Origin of the sequence: Polaromonas sp. 39-63-25 (assembly GCF_002278925.1) — a bacterium.
Taxonomy (GTDB): Bacteria; Pseudomonadota; Gammaproteobacteria; order Burkholderiales; family Burkholderiaceae_C; genus Polaromonas.
The window spans coordinates 52,410-70,632 of sequence record NZ_NCJH01000001.1; the positions used below are offsets into that span (position 1 = coordinate 52,410).

At 62.7% G+C, this 18,223-nt stretch carries 18 protein-coding genes and 1 pseudogene; 11 read left to right on the forward strand and 8 right to left on the reverse strand.

What is annotated here, in order from left to right; genetic code table 11:
* Window positions 1-7 precede the first annotated feature (7 nt).
* The 5 genes from B7X65_RS00275 to B7X65_RS00295 form a co-directional block, all read right to left on the reverse strand.
* Window positions 8-304 carry a hypothetical protein gene (locus tag B7X65_RS00275; RefSeq protein ID WP_293591998.1) on the reverse strand — a complete coding sequence of 99 codons (297 nt, stop codon included), beginning with the start codon at window positions 302-304 and terminating at the stop codon, window positions 8-10.
* 16 nt (window positions 305-320) lie between these two features.
* Window positions 321-1,799 carry a carboxylase gene (locus B7X65_RS00280; RefSeq protein ID WP_293591999.1) on the reverse strand — a complete coding sequence of 493 codons (1,479 nt, stop codon included), beginning with the start codon at window positions 1,797-1,799 and terminating at the stop codon, window positions 321-323.
* Complete coding sequence (locus B7X65_RS00285; protein WP_293592000.1) at window positions 1,796-2,314, reverse strand: biotin/lipoyl-containing protein; 519 nt, start codon at window positions 2,312-2,314, stop codon at window positions 1,796-1,798. Before B7X65_RS00285 ends, B7X65_RS00280 begins: the two co-directional genes overlap by 4 nt.
* A 15-nt stretch (window positions 2,315-2,329) precedes the next feature.
* Window positions 2,330-3,688 (reverse strand): MmgE/PrpD family protein, encoded by a 1,359-nt coding sequence (locus B7X65_RS00290; protein ID WP_293592001.1) that lies wholly within the window; start codon window positions 3,686-3,688, stop codon window positions 2,330-2,332.
* Window positions 3,689-3,871: 183 nt separating this feature from the next.
* Window positions 3,872-4,708: a GntR family transcriptional regulator gene (locus B7X65_RS00295; RefSeq protein WP_293592002.1), complete on the reverse strand. Its 837-nt coding sequence runs from the start codon at window positions 4,706-4,708 to the stop codon at window positions 3,872-3,874.
* A gap of 342 nt (window positions 4,709-5,050) precedes the next feature.
* Between B7X65_RS00295 and B7X65_RS00300 the strand changes: the two genes are divergently transcribed.
* On the forward strand, window positions 5,051-5,398 hold the full coding sequence (locus B7X65_RS00300; RefSeq protein ID WP_293592003.1) for a hypothetical protein: 348 nt from the start codon (window positions 5,051-5,053) through the stop codon (window positions 5,396-5,398).
* Between the two features lie 65 nt (window positions 5,399-5,463).
* Here B7X65_RS00300 and B7X65_RS00305 read toward each other — a convergent pair whose 3' ends face one another.
* The 3 genes from B7X65_RS00305 to B7X65_RS00315 form a co-directional block, all read right to left on the reverse strand.
* Entirely contained in the window at window positions 5,464-6,195 is a 732-nt protein-coding gene (locus tag B7X65_RS00305; protein ID WP_293592004.1) for an N-acyl homoserine lactonase family protein, read from the reverse strand.
* Window positions 6,196-6,208: 13 nt separating this feature from the next.
* On the reverse strand, window positions 6,209-6,376 hold the full coding sequence (locus B7X65_RS00310) for a hypothetical protein (RefSeq protein ID WP_293592005.1): 168 nt from the start codon (window positions 6,374-6,376) through the stop codon (window positions 6,209-6,211).
* Between the two features lie 97 nt (window positions 6,377-6,473).
* Entirely contained in the window at window positions 6,474-6,605 is a 132-nt protein-coding gene (locus B7X65_RS00315; protein ID WP_293592006.1) for a hypothetical protein, read from the reverse strand.
* Between the two features lie 186 nt (window positions 6,606-6,791).
* Here B7X65_RS00315 and B7X65_RS00320 point away from each other — a divergent pair, with 186 nt between their 5' ends.
* From B7X65_RS00320 to B7X65_RS00365, 10 genes and pseudogenes are all read left to right on the forward strand, one after another.
* Window positions 6,792-7,769 (forward strand): tripartite tricarboxylate transporter substrate binding protein, encoded by a 978-nt coding sequence (locus B7X65_RS00320; RefSeq protein ID WP_293592007.1) that lies wholly within the window; start codon window positions 6,792-6,794, stop codon window positions 7,767-7,769.
* 15 nt (window positions 7,770-7,784) lie between these two features.
* Window positions 7,785-8,489 (forward strand): GntR family transcriptional regulator, encoded by a 705-nt coding sequence (locus tag B7X65_RS00325; RefSeq protein ID WP_293592008.1) that lies wholly within the window; start codon window positions 7,785-7,787, stop codon window positions 8,487-8,489.
* A 126-nt stretch (window positions 8,490-8,615) separates the two neighbouring features.
* Entirely contained in the window at window positions 8,616-10,313 is a 1,698-nt protein-coding gene (locus tag B7X65_RS00330) for a thiamine pyrophosphate-binding protein (protein ID WP_293592009.1), read from the forward strand.
* A gap of 4 nt (window positions 10,314-10,317) precedes the next feature.
* On the forward strand, window positions 10,318-11,943 hold the full coding sequence (locus B7X65_RS00335; RefSeq protein ID WP_293592010.1) for a GMC family oxidoreductase N-terminal domain-containing protein: 1,626 nt from the start codon (window positions 10,318-10,320) through the stop codon (window positions 11,941-11,943).
* A gap of 12 nt (window positions 11,944-11,955) precedes the next feature.
* Complete coding sequence (locus tag B7X65_RS00340; protein ID WP_293592011.1) at window positions 11,956-12,348, forward strand: carboxymuconolactone decarboxylase family protein; 393 nt, start codon at window positions 11,956-11,958, stop codon at window positions 12,346-12,348.
* Between the two features lie 768 nt (window positions 12,349-13,116).
* Window positions 13,117-13,689 (forward strand): annotated as a pseudogene (locus B7X65_RS00345) (transposase); the annotation flags it as partial.
* Window positions 13,690-14,013: 324 nt separating this feature from the next.
* Window positions 14,014-15,027 carry a TRAP transporter substrate-binding protein gene (locus B7X65_RS00350; RefSeq protein WP_293592012.1) on the forward strand — a complete coding sequence of 338 codons (1,014 nt, stop codon included), beginning with the start codon at window positions 14,014-14,016 and terminating at the stop codon, window positions 15,025-15,027.
* Window positions 15,028-15,092: 65 nt separating this feature from the next.
* A complete protein-coding gene (locus B7X65_RS00355; protein ID WP_293592013.1) occupies window positions 15,093-15,665 on the forward strand; it encodes a TRAP transporter small permease in 573 nt (190 codons plus the stop codon).
* Window positions 15,666-15,675: 10 nt separating this feature from the next.
* On the forward strand, window positions 15,676-16,962 hold the full coding sequence (locus tag B7X65_RS00360; RefSeq protein ID WP_293592014.1) for a TRAP transporter large permease: 1,287 nt from the start codon (window positions 15,676-15,678) through the stop codon (window positions 16,960-16,962).
* Window positions 16,963-17,093: 131 nt separating this feature from the next.
* Entirely contained in the window at window positions 17,094-18,215 is a 1,122-nt protein-coding gene (locus tag B7X65_RS00365; RefSeq protein ID WP_293592015.1) for an MFS transporter, read from the forward strand.
* Window positions 18,216-18,223: the final 8 nt, after the last annotated feature.

The following is an 18,223-nucleotide window of genomic DNA, read 5'->3' on the forward strand; positions in this document are numbered from 1 at the left end:
CTCTTGTCTAGTAGATTCGCTTGCAGATCAAGGCGTAACGGTTGGTAACGCCACGTTCGTTCGCCTCGGCCTGGGAGCGCTGCCCATCGGAGCTGCTGCGCCAGCCGACGGTCGCGTCGATGTCGGTGCTTTCAATCAACGCGATGTACTTGCGGGACCCTTCGGGGCCATCCACGACTTCATAGCGCTTCACATCGGTCACGCCACGCGTACGTTTTACCTCTTCGTAATGGGGGCCATGCATCCAGGCATCGGCCTCGGCCGGCGCGTCGTACATGACGACCACGGTTCCGCTTCGCTTCATCAGGTTCTCCTGGTTGTTAAACGATCTGTCGCGCCGGCGCGTGCCGCGTCACCGCGATGCGCGCGCCGTTGCGTTCAAGTTCAAAGTGAGCGAGTACCGGCCGCTTGGCGAGCTCCTCGATCAGGCGCGGCACGGGCCCGCCCGCGGGCAGCGTGAGCTTGAGCGGTTTCGCCGCGTAGGTCTTGTCGACGTCGTCCGCCGGGAACATGTAGCGCAGCAGGCGCTCGTCGTCGGACATGTTCGGGTAGGCCTTGCGTAGTCCCGCGAGCGCCGGTTCCATCGGCTGCGGCTTGAGCGGAATCCTCTTCGAGCCATGCGAGACGATCCGGTCCAGCGCCTGAGGGTTGACTGGCCCAAGCAGCTTGCCGAAGTGCCCCAGCGCGTACATTTTCACTTCGTCGGGCACAACGCGATAGCGCTCGCCATTGACGACGTTGAGCATCGCCTGCACGGCAATGATCTGGGAGAACGGCGTCACCATGATCGGCCAAGCCAGGTCCTCGCGGACCCGGGCGATCTCCTCGAGGATCTCTTCGAATCGGCTTTCCAGCCCGGACTGCTGCAGCTGGAAGCGCCAATTCGCCATCATTCCGCCTGGCATCTGGTGCTTGTAGTGGAAGGCGTCATACTCCATCGGAGCGCCCCGGGGAAATCCTTCCCGATCAGCCAGCACCTCGAGGTACTCGCTCACCTCGTCGATGCAGCCGGCCTCCAGACGCGTCCAGAAGCCCGAGAGCTCCAGGTTACGCAGAGTCCCCTGCGTGGCGGGTTGCGCCGGACCACTGGCGAGCGGTGCGATGGATGTGTGCAGCTGGTCAACGCCGAGGCGAACCGCTTCGAGATACACCAGCGGCGCCAGCCCGGTATTGCAGTGGCTGTGTAGTTCCAGAGGCACTTTGCCGATGACGGCCTTCAGGGCGGGTACCAGGGTGCGGATGCGGTCCGGCGTGAGCAGGGCGCCCGAATCCTTGATCATGATCCCGTCGACGCCGCAGCGCTCCACGAGCTCGCGGGCAGTGCGAGCATAGAGCTCGTCCGTGTGCAGCGGGCTTTCGCAGAACACCAGCGCTCCGACGGACTGGATGCCGACCTTCTTCGCGTGCCGGATGCTCACCGCCATGTTGTCCACGTCCAGCAACGAATCGAGCGTGCCGACGACCCGGAAGCCGCTCGCGGCCAGCCGCTCGATCCACAGCTCCACCATGTCGTCGGGTGCGAGGCCGAAACCGGTCAGACTCTTGCTGCGGCAGTAGCCCCTGAGCGGAGTGCGCTCGAACTTCTTGCGGAAGTGGCGTGCCTTCTCGAAGGGATCCTCGCGCAGGTATCGCACGCACACATCGAACTGGACCGGCGCCATAAAATCGATCATGTCGAAGCCGGCGCGGTCCATGGTTTCCGCAACCGGGTCCATCATGCCCGCGGTCATGCGCGTCGTCCAAAGGCACTGCTGCGCATCGCGCAGGGTGGTGTCGATGATTCCGATCTGGCGCGTCATTCCGGCCTCACGCGAAAGAGCACGGCATCCTCTTCGACCATTGTCCCGCTCTCGACCAGGATCTCGACCATGGTTCCGGCGACACCCGCGGGCACGCTGTTGTACAGCTTCATCACTTCGAGAATGCAAACGGTGTCGTCCGGCCTCACCTTCGAGCCGACCTGGACATACGCCGGCTCGCTTGGCGACGACGCGCTGTAGAACCGGCCGAGCATCGGCGCGCGAATCTCGAGCAGGCCTGCATCGGCTACCGCGGCAACAGGCTTCACCACCGGCGCAGGCGCCGGGGATCGGGCCGGCTGACCCATCGGCAATGCCGTTTTTGGCTGATGGACGATCGACACTTGCTGCGGCGCAGCCGGCGGCGCCAGGCCACCCAGCGTGGCGTCGCTGAATTTGCGCACGTGCAACTTCATCCCCTCCACTTCCAGGTGGACTTCGATGTCGTTCAGTCGATCGACGATTTCGAGAATTCTCTCGACGTCATTCTGGGTCAGTTCGGCTATGGATTTCAAGTAATCACCTTCGTGTTATTTGTTGTGGATCGCCGAGACCTCGGCCACCAGGGCGCTTGTGTCCGGCAGGTTTCGCAGGTTGCGCAACATCTCGATGGAGCGCTGGACATGCTCGAGAGGCAACAGGTCGTCCACGCAGCCCCGATACTTCGGGATGCATTCATCGAAGCCCAGCAGCGCGGGAGGCTGGCCCTTGGCAGCTTTCGGTTCGCGGACGATGACTTCGCCGGTGGCCAGGGTGTAGGTGATGCGCGGCGTCCACCCAGTCGGGGCCCAACCCCAATCCTCACGCACGATGGTCTTCACCTTGGGGCGGAAGCTGCGGAAGCGCTCGTCCTCGATGCTCTTACGGGAAAAGCCCGAGGGCAACACGTCGTCCTCGATCATCGCGATGGCGACGGAATGGGGTAGGCTGAATTGCGACTCGATTTCCGTGCGCGGCTCCGGATGCTGGACCACAGTGGGGAAGAAGGCATTGACTTCCACGTCCACGTTACGGATGTCTTCCGGCCGCAGGCCCCGCTCGCGCTTCAGTTCGAACGTGGCCTCGATGATACGCTGCAGGTGATAGCAGCAGGGATAAGACTTGATGCCGATCTCGAAGATGCGATAGGGATTGCCCCAATCTTCCAGAATCTTCTCCGGCGCTTCCACCTTGCCGCCCGTGATCATGTTCATCAGCCCGCGCGGAGCCTCCAGGACGTCGAGCTGGCCCGTCATGCCTTCGGCAGCCATGAACGCCGCCGTGATGCCGTTGCGGGCGGAAAAGCCCATCTCCAAGATGTGCGCGGTGGTCCCCGTCTGGTAGCCGATACCGCCGCCCTGCGACGCGGCAATGCTGATGGCATGCGTCGTCTGCTTCGCATTGAGGCCCAGCAGTTTGGCGGCCGCCGCAGCCACGCCGATCGAACCGGCAAGGCTCAGCACCATGTAGCCGATGCGCCGCGCTTCGCGGCACGCCAGCCCTATGCGGGCCTGCGCTTCGTAGCCGGCCACGAAGGCTTCGATCACCCTCGATCCTGGAGAGCGCAGATGTTCAGCCAACGCGAAAATCGGCGGGAACAGGGTGTAGCTGGAGACCGCCTCCGGAAAACTGTCGTCCTCGTATTCTGTCGCGTGCGCAAACGTCCCGTTGGCCAGGCCCGCCAGTTCGACGGAAGCCTTGAAGCCGCCGCCCAGCACGGTGGCCTCCGGGACCCCACCCTGCCGCTTGACGTAGCGGATTGTCTCGGGTCCGCCCGTGCAGCGGTGCCCCGACACCATGGCCCCCAACGCGCTCATCGCCAGCGTCGCGCTATAGTCGATCGCGGCCTGCGGAAGCTCCTCTATCCGCGTGCCAGCCACTCGCTCTCCGATTCCTTGTGAGATTTCCATAATATTCAGCTCCTAGAACAAAAAGTATGAATCATATATATCTTTTTAGTAACCGTAGAAACCCTAATAAGGCTGACCTGTCTTATTGCCTTAGTGTTACTGTTTCACCAGCATGCAGTCGGCATGGGGAACTCAGTCGGGTTACGATATTCTTGGCGGCCCCAAGCGCCGAGGCCTTCCGGATCACAGGGAGTTCGAGCCCCCGGTGACGTCGACGAACTCATATTTTCCGGTGTACATCAGCGATCGGCGCAGTTCGACGGGCTGCTCGTCTAGCGTGGAGGCTACCCGCAGGATCTCCAGAAGAGGCGTCCCCAGTGCAAGGTCTAGTTTTTTTGCCGTTTCTGGATCTGCAGCAACGGCGCTGACCTGATCGACCGTCTTGACAACAGTGACGCCGAAAGCATTGCGATACAAGTCGTAGATCGTCGAGTCGCGACCGACGAACTGCGACCTCGTGAGGCCGCGGAACAGGGCTTGCGGAATGTGCAATCCGTCGAGCAGCATCGGCGTCCCGCCCATCATCATCAGATTGACAATCCAGAAAATGGGATCACCCTGCTCGATCTTGAGGAGCTTGGCGGTGTTTTCATTCGCACTGGCTTCTTCGAACCTGAGCGTCTGTACGATCGGGACTTCGCGCGCGCCATCCTTGCGCACGATGTGCCAGAACGAGTTGAGCATACGCGACGAGTCGAATGGGGCGAGGAACGTACCCCGGCCCTGCTGGCGCACCAGCACCTTGTCCGCAACCAGGTCCGCCATCGCGCGGCGCACGGTCCCCACACTCACCCCATACTGCTCGGCAAGCTCTTTTTCGGTGGGCAACGCCATGCCGTCCTGGATGTTTCCCCCACCAATCGCGCGTATCAATTCGAGCTTGATGCTTTTGTACAGGGGAAGGGCACCGTTTCCCATGTTGACCAGAACGTCCCGTTTAGTCCCGGAGGCGACGCGGCCAGCGAGCAATGGGTCTGGATCGACTCTGGATTCGGTGGACGTCAGTTTTGAATTGGGCATGCGATGAGACCTTGCAGAATTGGGAAGATCCGACGCACCGGTGCGAGCATGCCCGGCGTTCGGAAACACTGGTCATTTTCGCTCACTTGCTCGAAGCTTGACACCGAGCAGTCCTCTTTGAACCGAAACTGCTGTTCCACGTGTGTTCTTCCTTAGTAGTCCACTTCGGAAGTTCACACACGTATTGTTCAAGCCGCGAGCTTCAGAGGGTGGGTTTCGGGGTTCTGTCGCATTAAGCAATTAATGTCACAGAAGATCGTTGATTTTATTGATGAATTTCTATTGAAAATTGCTTAATGCGACAAAACCCCGGCGGGTGCGCTCCAGCAGGACGAAGGCCGGGTGGCAGAACGAATCATCTCTGCCGTCGCGGCGAGCGGCAGCGCTGACGTGCTGGTGATCCACGTCAACATGACGGTGATCCTTGGCTTTCGCCACGTCGACATGCTGGGCAACATCATTCGCGCCGTGCTGCGGGTGCGCGAGTCGGACGAGTCTGGCCTCCATGTCGCCCTTGTGCTGCGGTCCGACAGCGATCCCGAAACGGACGAGCGCAAGCGCGAATACCGGATGCAGGCGGTGGCCAGCGGCGTGCCGGTGTTCGACGAGCTCGCCCAAGCCGCACGCGGCCTGGCGACATTGCGTACGGTCGAGGCGCACCGCGCGAAGTTCTCAGCCGGCGCCGACTGAGAGGGTGGGCGCGGTCATTGGAGGCGGTGACGCAACCTACACGCCCACGCCGATCACGCCCACTTTCATGGACGAAGGCTGGGCTCGAGGTCGTGGCCGGTATATATCTCGACGGGACGCAGGGCGCGCACGGCCTTGAGGGCCGCTATCGCGTCGACGACGTTCACGAGGATGCCGTTCGGGACGAAGTCCGTGAAGTTTCGGTTCAGCGGGATCGCATCGGCGGCGATCACGGCGAGCCCATCCTCGCGCTGCACGGTGACAATCTGCGAGCCCGGCGTGTGGCCGCCAACGTGCAACAGCCGTACGCCGTCACGCAACTCGCGCTCGCCGTCCACGGCATCGACGCTGCCGGAGTCGAGCAGCGCGGTCAGCATCTGCTGATGGCTGAAGAAGCGTGAGGTCGCGGGATGCTCGTGAGCCCGCCCGCGGAAGAATTCGATTTCACCCCGTTGCACGTGGAAGCGCGCATGCGGGAACAGGTCCGCGGACGCCGCGTGGTCCCAGTGGAGGTGGCTCAGGACCACGTCGGTCACCTGCTCCACCTCCACGCCGAGCTGGCGCAGCGCGACGTCGACACGCACCGTGTCGCGCAGGCCGCGCCTTTGCGCTTCATCCAGCGGTGGGCCGGTGTCCACCAGGATGCAATCGTCGCCCCGGCGCACGAGCCATGCGCGATAGGCGATCTCCTGGGGGCCGCTGTCCTCGGAAAGATAGAAAAACCATGCGCGGTGCGCGGTCCGGCGACCGAGTTCGAGAGGGTAGATGCGCCAGTGCGCGGCCGCTGTGTCGGTCATGGGGAGGTCCTCATTAGGTGGAATTCGGTTCATCGAGCTTGCGGCGCCGCGCGAGCAGGATGGCCGGGCCGATGGTGGCAAGCGAAGCCATCGCCAAGAAGCCTAGGAGCCTGTCGGACTTGGGAATCGTCGGCTGCAAATCGACCGCAGCGGTCCATTTTTCACCGTCTTTTTGTCCCATAGTTGGGCTATGGGCCTGCAAATCCGGCAAAAACTGTCCTCGCCGGGGCCTATTTTCGCTTTCGACGCCCCAAGCCCGACAGGCTCCTAGCATCCCATTATCCGCCGCGCACGTCGCGCAGCGCGCCGACCAGCCATGATCCCGTGCCCGCGCCGAAGAATCCCAGCAGGTACAACTCCTGCAATTGCGCAATGGTGCGCAGCTTGGCCTCGTCCATGTTGATCACCATCTTTGGATGATCAAGCCACCAGTTCAACCGCAAATCCGCTGGCTCAGGCTCATTCTTGGGTGGAAATACGTGTCCCGGTCAGGCTCACACCTCATTGGACAAGGCTAGGACTTGACGCATGGATACAAGCTCACTAAAATTTGTCGACATTCTGTCAATTTGACAAAACCTGAAGGACGCACCTCCATGACCAGCCGTCGGACAACCCTGAAGATTCTCGGCGCCGCAGGTGCCGCCGGCGCATTTCCCGCCGCCTTGCTCCACGCCCAGACGTCGGGCAAAACCGTTCGCATCGTCGTGCCGTTTTCGGCTGGCGCACTGACGGACATCATTGCCCGCATCTATGCCGAAAAGCTCACGGGCCTGCTTGACCAGCCCGTGATCGTGGACAACAAGCCCGGCGCCGGGGGCATGACGGCCTCCCAGTACCTACTGTCGCAGCCCGCAGACGGGCAGACCCTGCTCTTCGTGTCTTCCGCGCATGCGGTGAACCCTGCGCTTCGCAGCAAGCTGCCCTATGACACCAAAAAGGACTTCTCAGGGCTGGCGTTGCTCACCAAGTCGCCGAGCGTCGTCGTCGTCCCGAACGATCACCCGGCCAAGACACTCGAAGAGTTGATCCGCATGGGCAAGCAGAAGCCGGGTTCGCTCACGTACGGTAGCGCCGGCGTGGGATCGGCCACTCACCTGGCCGGCGAATACTTCCGTACCGTGGCCGGCCTGCAGATGGTACACGTCCCCTACAAGGGCGTGCAGGAGGCGGTGAGCGCCGTCGCTGGCAAGCAGCTCGACCTGGCCTTCCCCCCGATCGCGCTAGCACTGCCTCTCATTAAGGGCGGGCGCACCCGCGCGCTTGCCGTGACCAGCCCGCAACGCATCCCCATGATGGCCGACACGCCGACCGTCGCTGAAACGGGCTACCCCGGGTTCGATTCCAGCATCTGGTATGCGCTCGTCATGCACGGCAACACGCCCCGGCCGGTGATGGAGTCGCTCGTGCAGCAGGTCAACCGGGTTTCCGCGATGCCCGATGTCGCCGACAAGCTGCGCAGGCAGGGCCTAGTGCAGGAGAAGCTCACGCTCGCCGGGTTCGATCGCTTCATTGCCGACGAGATACTCACGCTGGGCAAGCTGGTCCGCGACAGCGGCATCACGCCCGAGTAAGGGCCGGCACCGTCCATGGCCTTCTCGAACGTAATGCCGCTGCTGCACACGCTGCCGCTGCAGGTCGCGCAGCACCTCGGGGCGCGGATCATCGAAGGACAATATGAGCCCGGAAGCCGCCTGCGTGAGATCGAACTGGCGGACTCCTTCAATGTGAGCCGCGCAACGATCCGCGAGGCCCTTCGCGTTCTTGAGCAGAGGGGGCTGGTCCGGATCCAGCCACAGCGCGGCGCACACGTGACCCAGCTTTCCGCGAAGGAGCTCGACGATCTTTTCGAGGTTCGCGCATCACTGCTCGCGACAGGGTCACGGCTGGCGGCCGACCGGTGTACCGAGGAGCACGCCAAAGTGTTGCGCGCGCAGTTGGAGAAACTCCACGAAAGCGTCGGTGACCTTGATGCCTACACGCACGCCAGCAACGGTATGGTGGACACGCTGGTGCGAATGTCGGGCAATGAAGTGTTGGCTTCTTACATCAACGACTTCGCACAGCGCATCGGCCGTTATGTGCGCCTGAGCTTGGCGTCTGAGGCGCGCCGTAAGCGGTCGCTTGCGACTTGGGCTTTTGTCGTGCAGGCGGTGGTGCAGGGCGACGGCGAGGCCGCCGCCTTTCACCACCGCACACTGGCGCTAAACAACCGCAGTGCCGCGCTCGAGGAACTCCGCAATCAGCTGACAGGGGGCGCCGTGCCGGCAGCCCCAATCCCCAGAATTTCTTGAGAACGGTTTCGAGGAAGTAGGGTTGACAAACAAAATGTCGACATTTAAAATAGCATACGAGGCGTGTGATGTTGCGCGCCGCATAGCTGACCCCCGCGGGCAAATTTCAATAGTGGAGACTTAACAATGACCAAGATCACCGGCGGACAAGCCGTCGTGGAGGCGCTGCGCGCCGAAGGCGTGTCGCACGTATTCGGCCTAATCGGATCGGCCGGCATGGAAATCTTCGATGCCCTGTTCGATGCGCCCATGGTGCGCTTCATCGGTGTGCGCGACGAGCGCACCGGCGTTCACATGGCGGACGGCTACGCCCGTGCATCCGGCAAGGCCGGTGTCTTCTTGGCCGGCCAGAATGGGCCAGGTGCCACCAACCTCGTGACCGGCCTTGCACAGGCGCACGCCGCCTACTCGCCGGTGGTGGCTCTCGCCGGGTCCTTGTCCTCGGCGCACATCTATCGCGATGCCTTCCAGGAAGTGGACCAGCAGTCGCTATTCAAGCCCATCACAAAGAAGACCTGGACGTTGACCCAGACCTCCCGCATTCCTGAGATGATGCGCGAGGCCTTCCGCACCGCCCTCAGTCCCCGCCGCGGCCCCGTGTTGCTGAACTTACCGCGCGATCTGCTCGCCGAGGCCGCCGAATTTCCCGACTTCCATGGCCCGGAGGGGCGGCAGTTTGAAGGCGGCTTCACCGCCTCGCGCGAACTGCTAGCCAAGGCCGCCGACTTGCTGCGCGGCGCCAAGCAGCCGCTGATCCTGGCCGGCGGCGGGGTGAAGAACAGCCGATGCTACGAGGAGGTGCTGGCCTTGGCAGAGCGCCTTCAAGCACCGGTGGTCATGTCCCCTGGTCACGGCGACGCCATCCCCTGCAGCCATCGCCTGTATGGCGGCCAAATGGGGCCGCGCGGCAACCTAGTCGCGTCGGACCTGGCGCGCCGCGCCGACGTGATCCTTGCACTGGGCACACGCATCGGCTTCAACACCACCTTCTATTCCTACGACAACATCAACCGCGAAGCCCAGATCATCCAGGTGGAGGCGGATCCCGCCGCGATCGGCCGCTTCTTCCCGGTGAAGCTGGGCCTGGTTGGCTCTGCGCGCGAGATCGCATCGGATCTGGGCACATTGCTGCAAGGGCACACGGCCGGTGCTGACGCGCGAGCGTGGACGGACGCATTCATGGAAGCGCGAACAGCCATGCTGGTCAAGCGCGATGACGACGCGGGCGGCGGCGCCGACCCCCTGCAACCAGCCTTCCTGTTCAAGACGCTGCGCGATGTGCTGCCGGACGACACCATGTACACCATGGATGCGGGCACGCTGTGCCTGCAGGCGACGGACAACCTGCGCTATTGCCAGCCGCCGGCGCTATTCACGCCGCTGGACTTCGGCCTGGTCGGGTTTTCCTATGCCTGCGGCCTGGGCGTGAAACTGGCGTGCCCGGACCGCACCGTGGTGAGCCTGATGGGCGACGGCGGTTTCGGCATGGCCCACAGCGAGATTGGCACGGCGGTGGAGAACGGCATCAACACCGTCTGCATCGTGATGAACAACGGTTGCTGGGGAGCAGAGAAGGCCTACCAACGCGACTTCTTCGGTCAGCGCTACATCGGCGCCGACGTGCCCAACCCGCCGTACGACAAGCTGGCAGAGCTATGGGGCGCCGCCGGCTTCCGCGTGGAACGCGCCGCCGACCTGGCGAAGACCGTGGAGCGCGCCATCGCCTGCGGCCGCCCCGCCATCGTCGACGTACAGGTAGACCCGAACGCCCTGTACAGCTTCCGGCGCGACTCCTTCAAGCATCGCGCAACGTCACAGGGCTGAGCAAGTGGAACAGTTCGACTACATCGTCGTCGGGGCCGGTTCCGCGGGCTGCGCGCTCGCCAACCGCCTCACCAGTTGCGGCCGGTTCCGCGTGCTGCTGCTCGAAGGCGGGGGGCCCGACCGCAACGTCTGGATCCATGTCCCGCTTGGCGTGGGCAAGCTGCTGACCAACGACAAGTATGCGTGGCGTTTCGAGACCGAGCCGCAGGAGACCCTGAAGGGCCAGCGGATCTACTGGCCACGCGGCAAGGTGCTGGGCGGCTCAAGTGCGCTGAACGGCATGGCGTATGTCTGGGGCGATCCGGCGGAGTACGACAGCTGGCAGCAGCAGGGCGTGACCGGCTGGAGCTTTCGCGATCTGCTACCTTACTTCAAGCGGCTGGAATCCAACCTCCACAGCAAGAACCCGCTACGCGGGCGGGACGGGCCGGTGCGCATCTCCGACCGCGGCGCCACCGATACGGACAGGATCTCCGACGCCTACGTGGCCGCCTGCCGCGAGGAGGGTATCCCCGACACTCCGGACTACAACGCGGGCAGCTACGAAGGCGTGCGATACCTCGAGCAGACCGCCTGGCGAGGCCGCCGCTGGAGCGCCGCCGTGGCGTACCTGCATCCGGTGCGCAGCCGCGCGAATCTCGTCGTGCGCACCGGCGCGCTGGTGCGCCGCGTTCTGCTGGACGGCACCCGCTGCACCGGCGTCGAATATGACTGGCAGGGCCAGGTGCGCCAATCCGGCGCCGGTCGGGAGGTGGTGTTAAGCGCGGGCGCGATCCAGTCGCCCCAACTGCTCGAGCTGTCCGGCATCGGTGACGCGAGGCGGCTGCTGCAGGCAGGCATCCAGCCCCTGCACAACCTGCCGGCAGTGGGCGAGCACATGAGCGATCACTTGCAGGTGCGCTGCGCCTATCGCAGCAGCGTGCCAGAAACCATCAATGACCTGATGCGCAGCCCGATGTTCAAGATGCGCGCCGGCCTGCAGTACATCTTCACCCGACGCGGGCTGCTGGCGAGTACCTCGTCGACCGCGCATGCGATCACGCGCAGCCTCCCGGCGCTGCAGCGGCCGGACGTGATGGTCCGCATCTACCACATCAGCGGCAAGGACCGTTACTCGCGCAGCCCTGGCGCGGGAATCGATCCATGGTCCGGCTTCTCGATCGGCGGCTTCATGCTGTATCCGAAGTCGCGCGGCAGCATCCACTGCGTCTCGGCGGACCCCGCCGCGCCGCCGCAGATCCAGCCCAACTACCTGGAGAAGGAGCAGGATCAGGAGACCACCGTGAATCTACTGCGCCTGATCCGAAAGATAGCCGGACAGCCTGCGCTGAGCGGCGTCATCACCTGCGAAGAGCGTCCCGGGTCGGCGGTGGACGCGTCCGAGGGCCTGCTGGACTATGCCCGGGAAACCGGCCAGACCGCCTGGCATACCGTGGGTTCCTGTCGCATGGGTGCCTCGGCAGGTGACTCGGTCGTGGACAGCGCGCTCAAGGTGCACGGCATCCATGGCTTACGTGTCGCGGACGCCTCGATCATGCCGACGATCGCATCGTCGAACACCAACGCGCCCGCCATGATGATCGGCGAACGGGCCGCCGACCTGATCCTATCGGACGCCAGCATTCACTAGCAGGAGAATTACATGAACCGACCAAGAAACGTGGTGGCCACGCCGCTGTGCGAGGAACACATCGCCCGCGGTGACTGGAACCCGTTGTGGGACCAGCTGCGCGAGCTCGATCCCGAGTTCATGGAGGCCTACCTTGCATTCCGCAGCGTTCCACAACGCAATGGCCCCCTGCCTCAGAAGTACAAAGAAATGGTGCTCGTTGCCATCAACGCGGCTACTACGCACCTATATGCACCCGGGGTTCGCCGCCACATGCGCAACGCGTTTCAGGCGGGCGCCACGGTGGACGAACTGTTGGAGGTGATTCAGTTGACTACCGTCATGGGCATCCACTCGTGCAACCTGGCCGTCCCCATCCTGATGGAAGAGGCGGCTGCAGTGCATGCGCGGTCGGCTGGCAAGTAGAGGCATGGCCACGACGGCGCGCCGGCAGCCAGGCGCCTTCCTGCACGGCGGCTACCTGCAGGCTCGGGTTTTGTCGCATTAGCCAGTCAAGGAAAAAATTTGGGCGAATTCTTCAAGCGCGCGCTGGCCCCGGGCGCACTTATGCTGCCAGTGCATAAAACGGTTTTGTCGCATTAAGCAATTTTCAATAGAAATTCATCAATAAAATCAACGATCTTCTGTGACATTAATTGCTTAATGCGACAGAACCTCGGCAACACCATTTGGATCTACCTCGAGGTCGAACGGGAGTAGTGCCATCACGCGCCGCTAGGCAAATGATCGCTATCGGCTCCTCATTATTGATCCGGCCCGATGATGTATTAATTTCCGTTCGGGTTGAGCTTGTCGAAACCCTTCGACAAGCTCAGGGCGAACGGTTCATATTTCATAGGGCCGGATCAATAGTAAGTTTCTGGGCGTATGGCTAAATTATCTGGTCGGTCGGGCAGCGACCGCTTGTCCGTTGTCCGACCGCCGAGTCCCTAGACTTCCAACTGCTCAGCCAGATCGAGTGCATCCTCGACCCCGATGCCGAGGTACCTGGATAAGTCTCCAAAGCATCGCCGGTGCTAGCCTGGCGGGTATGCTCACAAGAGCTTTGTACTCAAGAGCGGCAAGGACGAGGATGTCGAAAGCAACGACAACAAAGACGACAAGAGTGAAGGCGGCAAGAGCGAAGGCGACACCAAGGACGCCAAAGACACCAGCAGCAACAACGTCGGCGCCGATTTCAAAGGCCAGACCCGTAGCAACGCCACGCACGAATCCAGCACCGATGCGGATGCGCGGCTCTACCGTAAAGGCAAGACCGCCAGCGAGCTGCGCTTCATGGGCCACACCCTGAGCGACAACCGCCATGGGCTGATCGCCAATGCGATGGTCACTCAAGCGGATGGCTACGCCGAGCGCGAAGCGGCCAAGGTCATGATCCAGGCGGCGTGCGAGGCCGCCGCCGACGAGACCATCAACATTACGCTGGGCGCGGACAAGGGCTAAGACGCCAAAGAATTCATTGACGCCTGCCTGGAGATGGGCGTCACGCCGCACGTGGCGCAGAACACGTCGGGGCGGCGCTCGGCGGTGCCCGATGCGATTGCCGCCACCGCAGGCTACGCGATCTCGCAGAACAAGCGCAAGCTTATTGAACAAGGCTTTGGCTGGGCCAAGACGGTGGGGCGCATGCGCCAAGTGATGGTGCGCAGCTTGAAGCGCGTCGACCAGATGTTTGTACTGACGATGGCGGCCTACAACTTGACGCGCATGCGCACCTTGGGGCAAATCCGTGCGCAGACGGCATGAGGGGCAGGAAATGCGGAAAACGGTCTAAAAAATCGGCGCAATTGATTAAAAACGACGAGAAATATCAAAAGCCACCGGCATGTGAAAAACCCCTTGCCGTCAGAGCGGCGGCGCGCTGGCGCGGGGAGTATTTCAGCAGCCTGCTAGATGTAGTTCATTAGTGACGGCCAAGCCTCGTGCAGGTCAAAAAGCCGAAATTGAAGCTGGGGTTTCCACTAATCACAAGCGGGTTAAACATATATATTATTCATCCAACGTCCTGGTGACGTGACTCTGGTCGGCCTCAGTCGAAATTCTTCAATTCTTGTAGATTAAAGGCGAAACATGAAAGCTCAACTCCTGAAATTTCTCTTGACGGTCGCGACCGCGGCCGGGTTTGCCATGGGTGGGACTGCCGGCGCCCTGGCCCAGAACGTCACCACGCTCAAGCTCGCGCACGGTGCCACGGCCGACCAAGCCATCGGCCAGGCCCTGCAGAAATTCGGCCAGCTCGTCGAGCAGAAGAGCGGCAAGGCCGCCAAGGTAGAGGTCCACCTTGCTGGTTCGCTCTACAACGAACGCACATCGCTGGAGGCGATTGTCAATGGCGCGGTCGATTTCGGCGGAGCCTCCAACGCGAACTGGGCGGCGTTCACGCGCACGCTCATGTTCATGGACCTGCCTTACGTCATCAATGACGAGCAGGCCTTTAAGCGCATGATGCATGGTCAGATCGGACAGGAAATCCGCAAACGGTTCGATAAGGACGGGTTCAAGCTGCTCATGATCCTCGACAACGGCGGCTTCCGGGACGTCGTCAACACGAAGCGGCCCATTCGTACGCCTGCGGACCTGAATGGGTTGAAGTTCCGCACCACGGCATCGCCGGTGGAAATCGCCATGTTCCGCACCTGGGGCGCGATTCCGACCGCCATCGACTGGGCCGAGGTCTACAACGCGCTGAGCTCCGGCGTCGTGGACGGCGAATTCGTGATGCCGACCTGGCTGGCCACGGCAAAGCACTACGAAGTCCTCAAGCATTCGACCCGTAACCGCGCGGTCATCGGCGTGCAGACGCTCGCCATGCGCAAGGACCGTTTCGACAAGCTACCGGCCAACATCCAGAAAGCGGTGCTGGAAGCGGCGACGGAGGCCGAGGCCTACGGCAACCAGCTCGATGAGGGCATGTCCGAAAAGGCGCGTGCCTATGCCGCATCCCTGGGGGTGCAGACGTACACGCCGACGGAGCAGGAGATGCAGCAATGGCGCTCCACCGGCCGCTCGATCTGGAAGGACTTCGACGGCAAGGTGGACAAGGACCTGCTCAAGATGGTGCTGGATAGCCAATCCAAAGGCTGATTCGCGAATTCGTATGACTCCTGCGGGACCGCACACGCGGTCCCGCTCACCAATAGAAATGCGACATGGAAATGCCCCATCCCGACAACGTCCAGATGCCCGACCCGGTGGTTTCCGCGAGGCCCAACAGGTACTCGTTCTGGAAGCTGGCGCTGCTGATCCCCGAAGCCCTGTGCGCCGCGGTGCTGGCACTGCTGGTGATTTTCCTGGTGATCTCGGTTTTCAGCCGCTATGCGATGGACCTGGGCCTCACATGGTCGGACGAGTTTGCGCGGCTGCTGTTCGCCTGGATGGTTCTCGTGGGTTTCGCGATCGCGGTGCGCCATCGGGCCAACGTCGGTGTGGACTGGCTGGTGTGCAAGCTCAATGCGAAGGGCCAGCGGGCCGTCGCCATCGCGCAGGACATCCTGATCCTCGCGTTCTCGGTTTTCTTCACGTGGCAAAGCTGGGTGACGGTGGGCTTCTCGCTCATGCAGCGTCTGCCTGCGCTTGACGTCACCATCGCGTGGCTCTACGCCAGTGCCCTGGCAGCGGGCGTGCTGATGGTCATTTACAGCGTCGCCAACCTCATCGACTCGCTACAGGCCCGTATGCCGCCGTCCCATGCAATCTCCAACGAAACCATGCTGATCGAGTGAGGCGCGTATCATGACCATCCTCATCCTCTCTGCCGCCTTCGTCGCCCTCGTGATGTTAGGCCTCCCGATCAGCTTCGCCATGGGGATCTCTTCCCTGGGGGCACTTCTCTATCAATCGGAACTTCCCTTCAATCTCATCGTGCACCGAACCATGATGGGCGTCGACTCCTTCGTCCTTCTCTCGATCCCGCTCTTCATTTTTGCGGGGACAGTGATGGAGCAGGGGGGTATTTCCGAGAAGCTCGTTCGCTTCGCGTACACCTTGCTCGGGCGCTTCCGTGGCGGCCTGCCCATGGTTGTGGTCGGCTCCACCATGCTGCAATCCGGCATCTCCGGCTCCACGGTCGCCGACGTTTCGGCGATGTCCGCCATGATGCTGAGGCCGCTGGAGGAGGAAGGTTACCCGCGGCCGTACAGCCTCTCGGTCATCGGTGCTTCATGCGCGTTCGCTATTCTCATCCCGCCCTGCATCCTGATGGTTATCGTCGCCGCGGTGGCCAACACTTCCGTCGTGGCGGTGTTCGCGGGAGGCATCCTGCCCGCCGTCGTGCTCGGCGTCATGATGCTCTCGTTCGTCCACATCCAGGCGCGCCGGGCCGATATGCCCGCCGGCCGAAAGTCGTCCCTGCGGGAAGTTCTCAAGGGCTTAGTCGATGCGCTGCTCGCGCTGGGCGTGCCCGTGCTCATCTTCGGGGGCATTCGCGCGGGCGTGGCGACGGTCACGGAGATGGCCGCGATCGCAGTGCTCTATTCGATGGCCGTCGGCGGACTGATCTACCGGCGACTCAGCTGGAAGCGTATCTACACCGCGCTCGTGGAGACTTGCGTCGCCACCGGAGTGATCACGATGCTGATCGGATTCGCGATGATCTTCGGATACCTGCTAGCCACGCAGGGCGTACCGGGGGCCATCGCGTCGTGGATCAGAGTTAACGAGATCCCGGCCTGGGGTGTGCTTGTCATCACCGCGCTGATTTTCGTGTTCATCGGCGCGGTACTCGAAGGCGCGCCGGCCGTTCTCATCTTCGTTCCCATCTTGCTGCCTGTGGTGCGCTCTCTGGGAATCGACATGGTGCATTGGCTCACGGTCGTCGTGCTGGCATCGGGCATCGGGCTGTTCGTGCCCCCTACGGGATTGGCGGTGATGGTCGCGTGCAGCGTGGGCAAGGTCAAGATGGAGCAGATGATCAGGCCCTTGTTGCCGTTCCTGCTGCTGTTGCTGGTCGGGCTGGCGCTGATCATCTTCATCCCCTCGATCTCGACCGCCTTGCCGCAGGCGATGGGGTTGACGTATTAAGCCTGGATGTCGAGTCCAGGGACGAACCTGCACGCGGTCAGTAATCGATGACAAGAGCGCTGCCTTTACCAGTCCGCTCCCGGAGTTCCGACTCCGCCTACAGCTGGGCCGTGGCCGCGGCAACTCTCGTCATGGCGTCTCTCAGCTTCGGAGCCGTGACATCGATCCCCATCCTGTTCGAGCCTATTGCCCGGGACTTCGGTTGGAGCCATAGCCGTGTGGCCCTTGTCCATGCATTTTCGATGGTCGGGGCAGGTCTAGGCTCTGTCGTCCTTGGCCGGTTGCTGGATCGCCGCGGCTTCTTCCTCATCGCAGTAGCTGGATCGCTGGCGACCGGCTCGGGCCTAGTTCTCGTCAGCAAGGCTGAGACGCTGTGGCAGATGATCATTCCGTTCGCGCTCCTTGTGGGCGGGGTGGGGCAGGGGGCTTTCTTCAGCCCCCTGGCCGCTGCTGTAACGCATTGGTTCGATCGGCATCGAGCGCTGGCAGTGGCGATCGCACTCAGCGGGCAGAGCGTGGGCGGCCTGCTTGTGCCGCCTCTGCTTCGGGTGGCGGCTGAAACCTATGGGTGGCGAAGCGCGTTGCAGGGCTACGGGGTGATCTGCTCCGTGGGCATGCTCGCGGCGGCTTGCCTCTATGCGGCCCGGCAACCGTCGCACGAGGGGGGGCCGCGGCTCGAGCCGTCGTCGACATCCGCGCGAGGCGCCAACCGAAAAACGTCCTTGCTCGCTGCTGCCCTGTTCTGCTCGAACACCGCCAACTTCGGCGTTGCGGGGCACATGGTGAGTTATGGGGAGCATGTCGGCTTCGGCCCGGCAGCGGCGGGATCCCTGATGGCGGCGCTATTTGGCATCACGCTCTTTTCAAGGCTGGGGGTGGGGCTCAAGCTGGCGCGTGGCGGTACCTACAAGGTGATGATGGCCACCTCGCTGTTGCATGCCGTCGGGATCTGGGTTGTGGTGTGCTCCTCGGCTCCATGGCAACTCGTTGTCGGGCTGCTTTGTGTAGGGCTGGGGTTCGGCGGGTACTTGCCCGCCTATGGTTCGCTCGTGCGCTCCATGTTTCCCGCGCAAGAGGCCGGCCGCAGGCTCGCCGAGTTCTACCTGCTTGGCTTCCTCGGCGCTGGCTGCGGTACGTGGATCGTCGGCGCATTGCGCGACCTGCGCGGCGGCTCGTTCGATATCTCGTTTTTCGCAATGGCGATGCTGTCCTCAACCGCTTGCGTGCTTCTTGGGAGTTGGCGGCGAGTGTAAGCCTGATT

Coding starts and splice junctions, on each gene's coding strand:
- B7X65_RS00275 (WP_293591998.1), bottom strand. CDS start 304: ATGAAGCGAAGCGGAACCGTGGTCGTCATGTACGACGCGCCGGCCGAG.
- B7X65_RS00280 (WP_293591999.1), bottom strand. CDS start 1,799: ATGACGCGCCAGATCGGAATCATCGACACCACCCTGCGCGATGCGCAG.
- B7X65_RS00290 (WP_293592001.1), bottom strand. CDS start 3,688: ATGGAAATCTCACAAGGAATCGGAGAGCGAGTGGCTGGCACGCGGATA.
- B7X65_RS00295 (WP_293592002.1), bottom strand. CDS start 4,708: ATGCCCAATTCAAAACTGACGTCCACCGAATCCAGAGTCGATCCAGAC.
- B7X65_RS00305 (WP_293592004.1), bottom strand. CDS start 6,195: ATGACCGACACAGCGGCCGCGCACTGGCGCATCTACCCTCTCGAACTC.
- B7X65_RS00310 (WP_293592005.1), bottom strand. CDS start 6,376: ATGGGACAAAAAGACGGTGAAAAATGGACCGCTGCGGTCGATTTGCAG.
- B7X65_RS00315 (WP_293592006.1), bottom strand. CDS start 6,605: ATGGTGATCAACATGGACGAGGCCAAGCTGCGCACCATTGCGCAATTG.
- B7X65_RS00320 (WP_293592007.1), top strand. CDS start 6,792: ATGACCAGCCGTCGGACAACCCTGAAGATTCTCGGCGCCGCAGGTGCC.
- B7X65_RS00325 (WP_293592008.1), top strand. CDS start 7,785: ATGGCCTTCTCGAACGTAATGCCGCTGCTGCACACGCTGCCGCTGCAG.
- B7X65_RS00330 (WP_293592009.1), top strand. CDS start 8,616: ATGACCAAGATCACCGGCGGACAAGCCGTCGTGGAGGCGCTGCGCGCC.
- B7X65_RS00340 (WP_293592011.1), top strand. CDS start 11,956: ATGAACCGACCAAGAAACGTGGTGGCCACGCCGCTGTGCGAGGAACAC.
- B7X65_RS00350 (WP_293592012.1), top strand. CDS start 14,014: ATGAAAGCTCAACTCCTGAAATTTCTCTTGACGGTCGCGACCGCGGCC.
- B7X65_RS00355 (WP_293592013.1), top strand. CDS start 15,093: ATGGAAATGCCCCATCCCGACAACGTCCAGATGCCCGACCCGGTGGTT.
- B7X65_RS00360 (WP_293592014.1), top strand. CDS start 15,676: ATGACCATCCTCATCCTCTCTGCCGCCTTCGTCGCCCTCGTGATGTTA.
- B7X65_RS00365 (WP_293592015.1), top strand. CDS start 17,094: ATGGCGTCTCTCAGCTTCGGAGCCGTGACATCGATCCCCATCCTGTTC.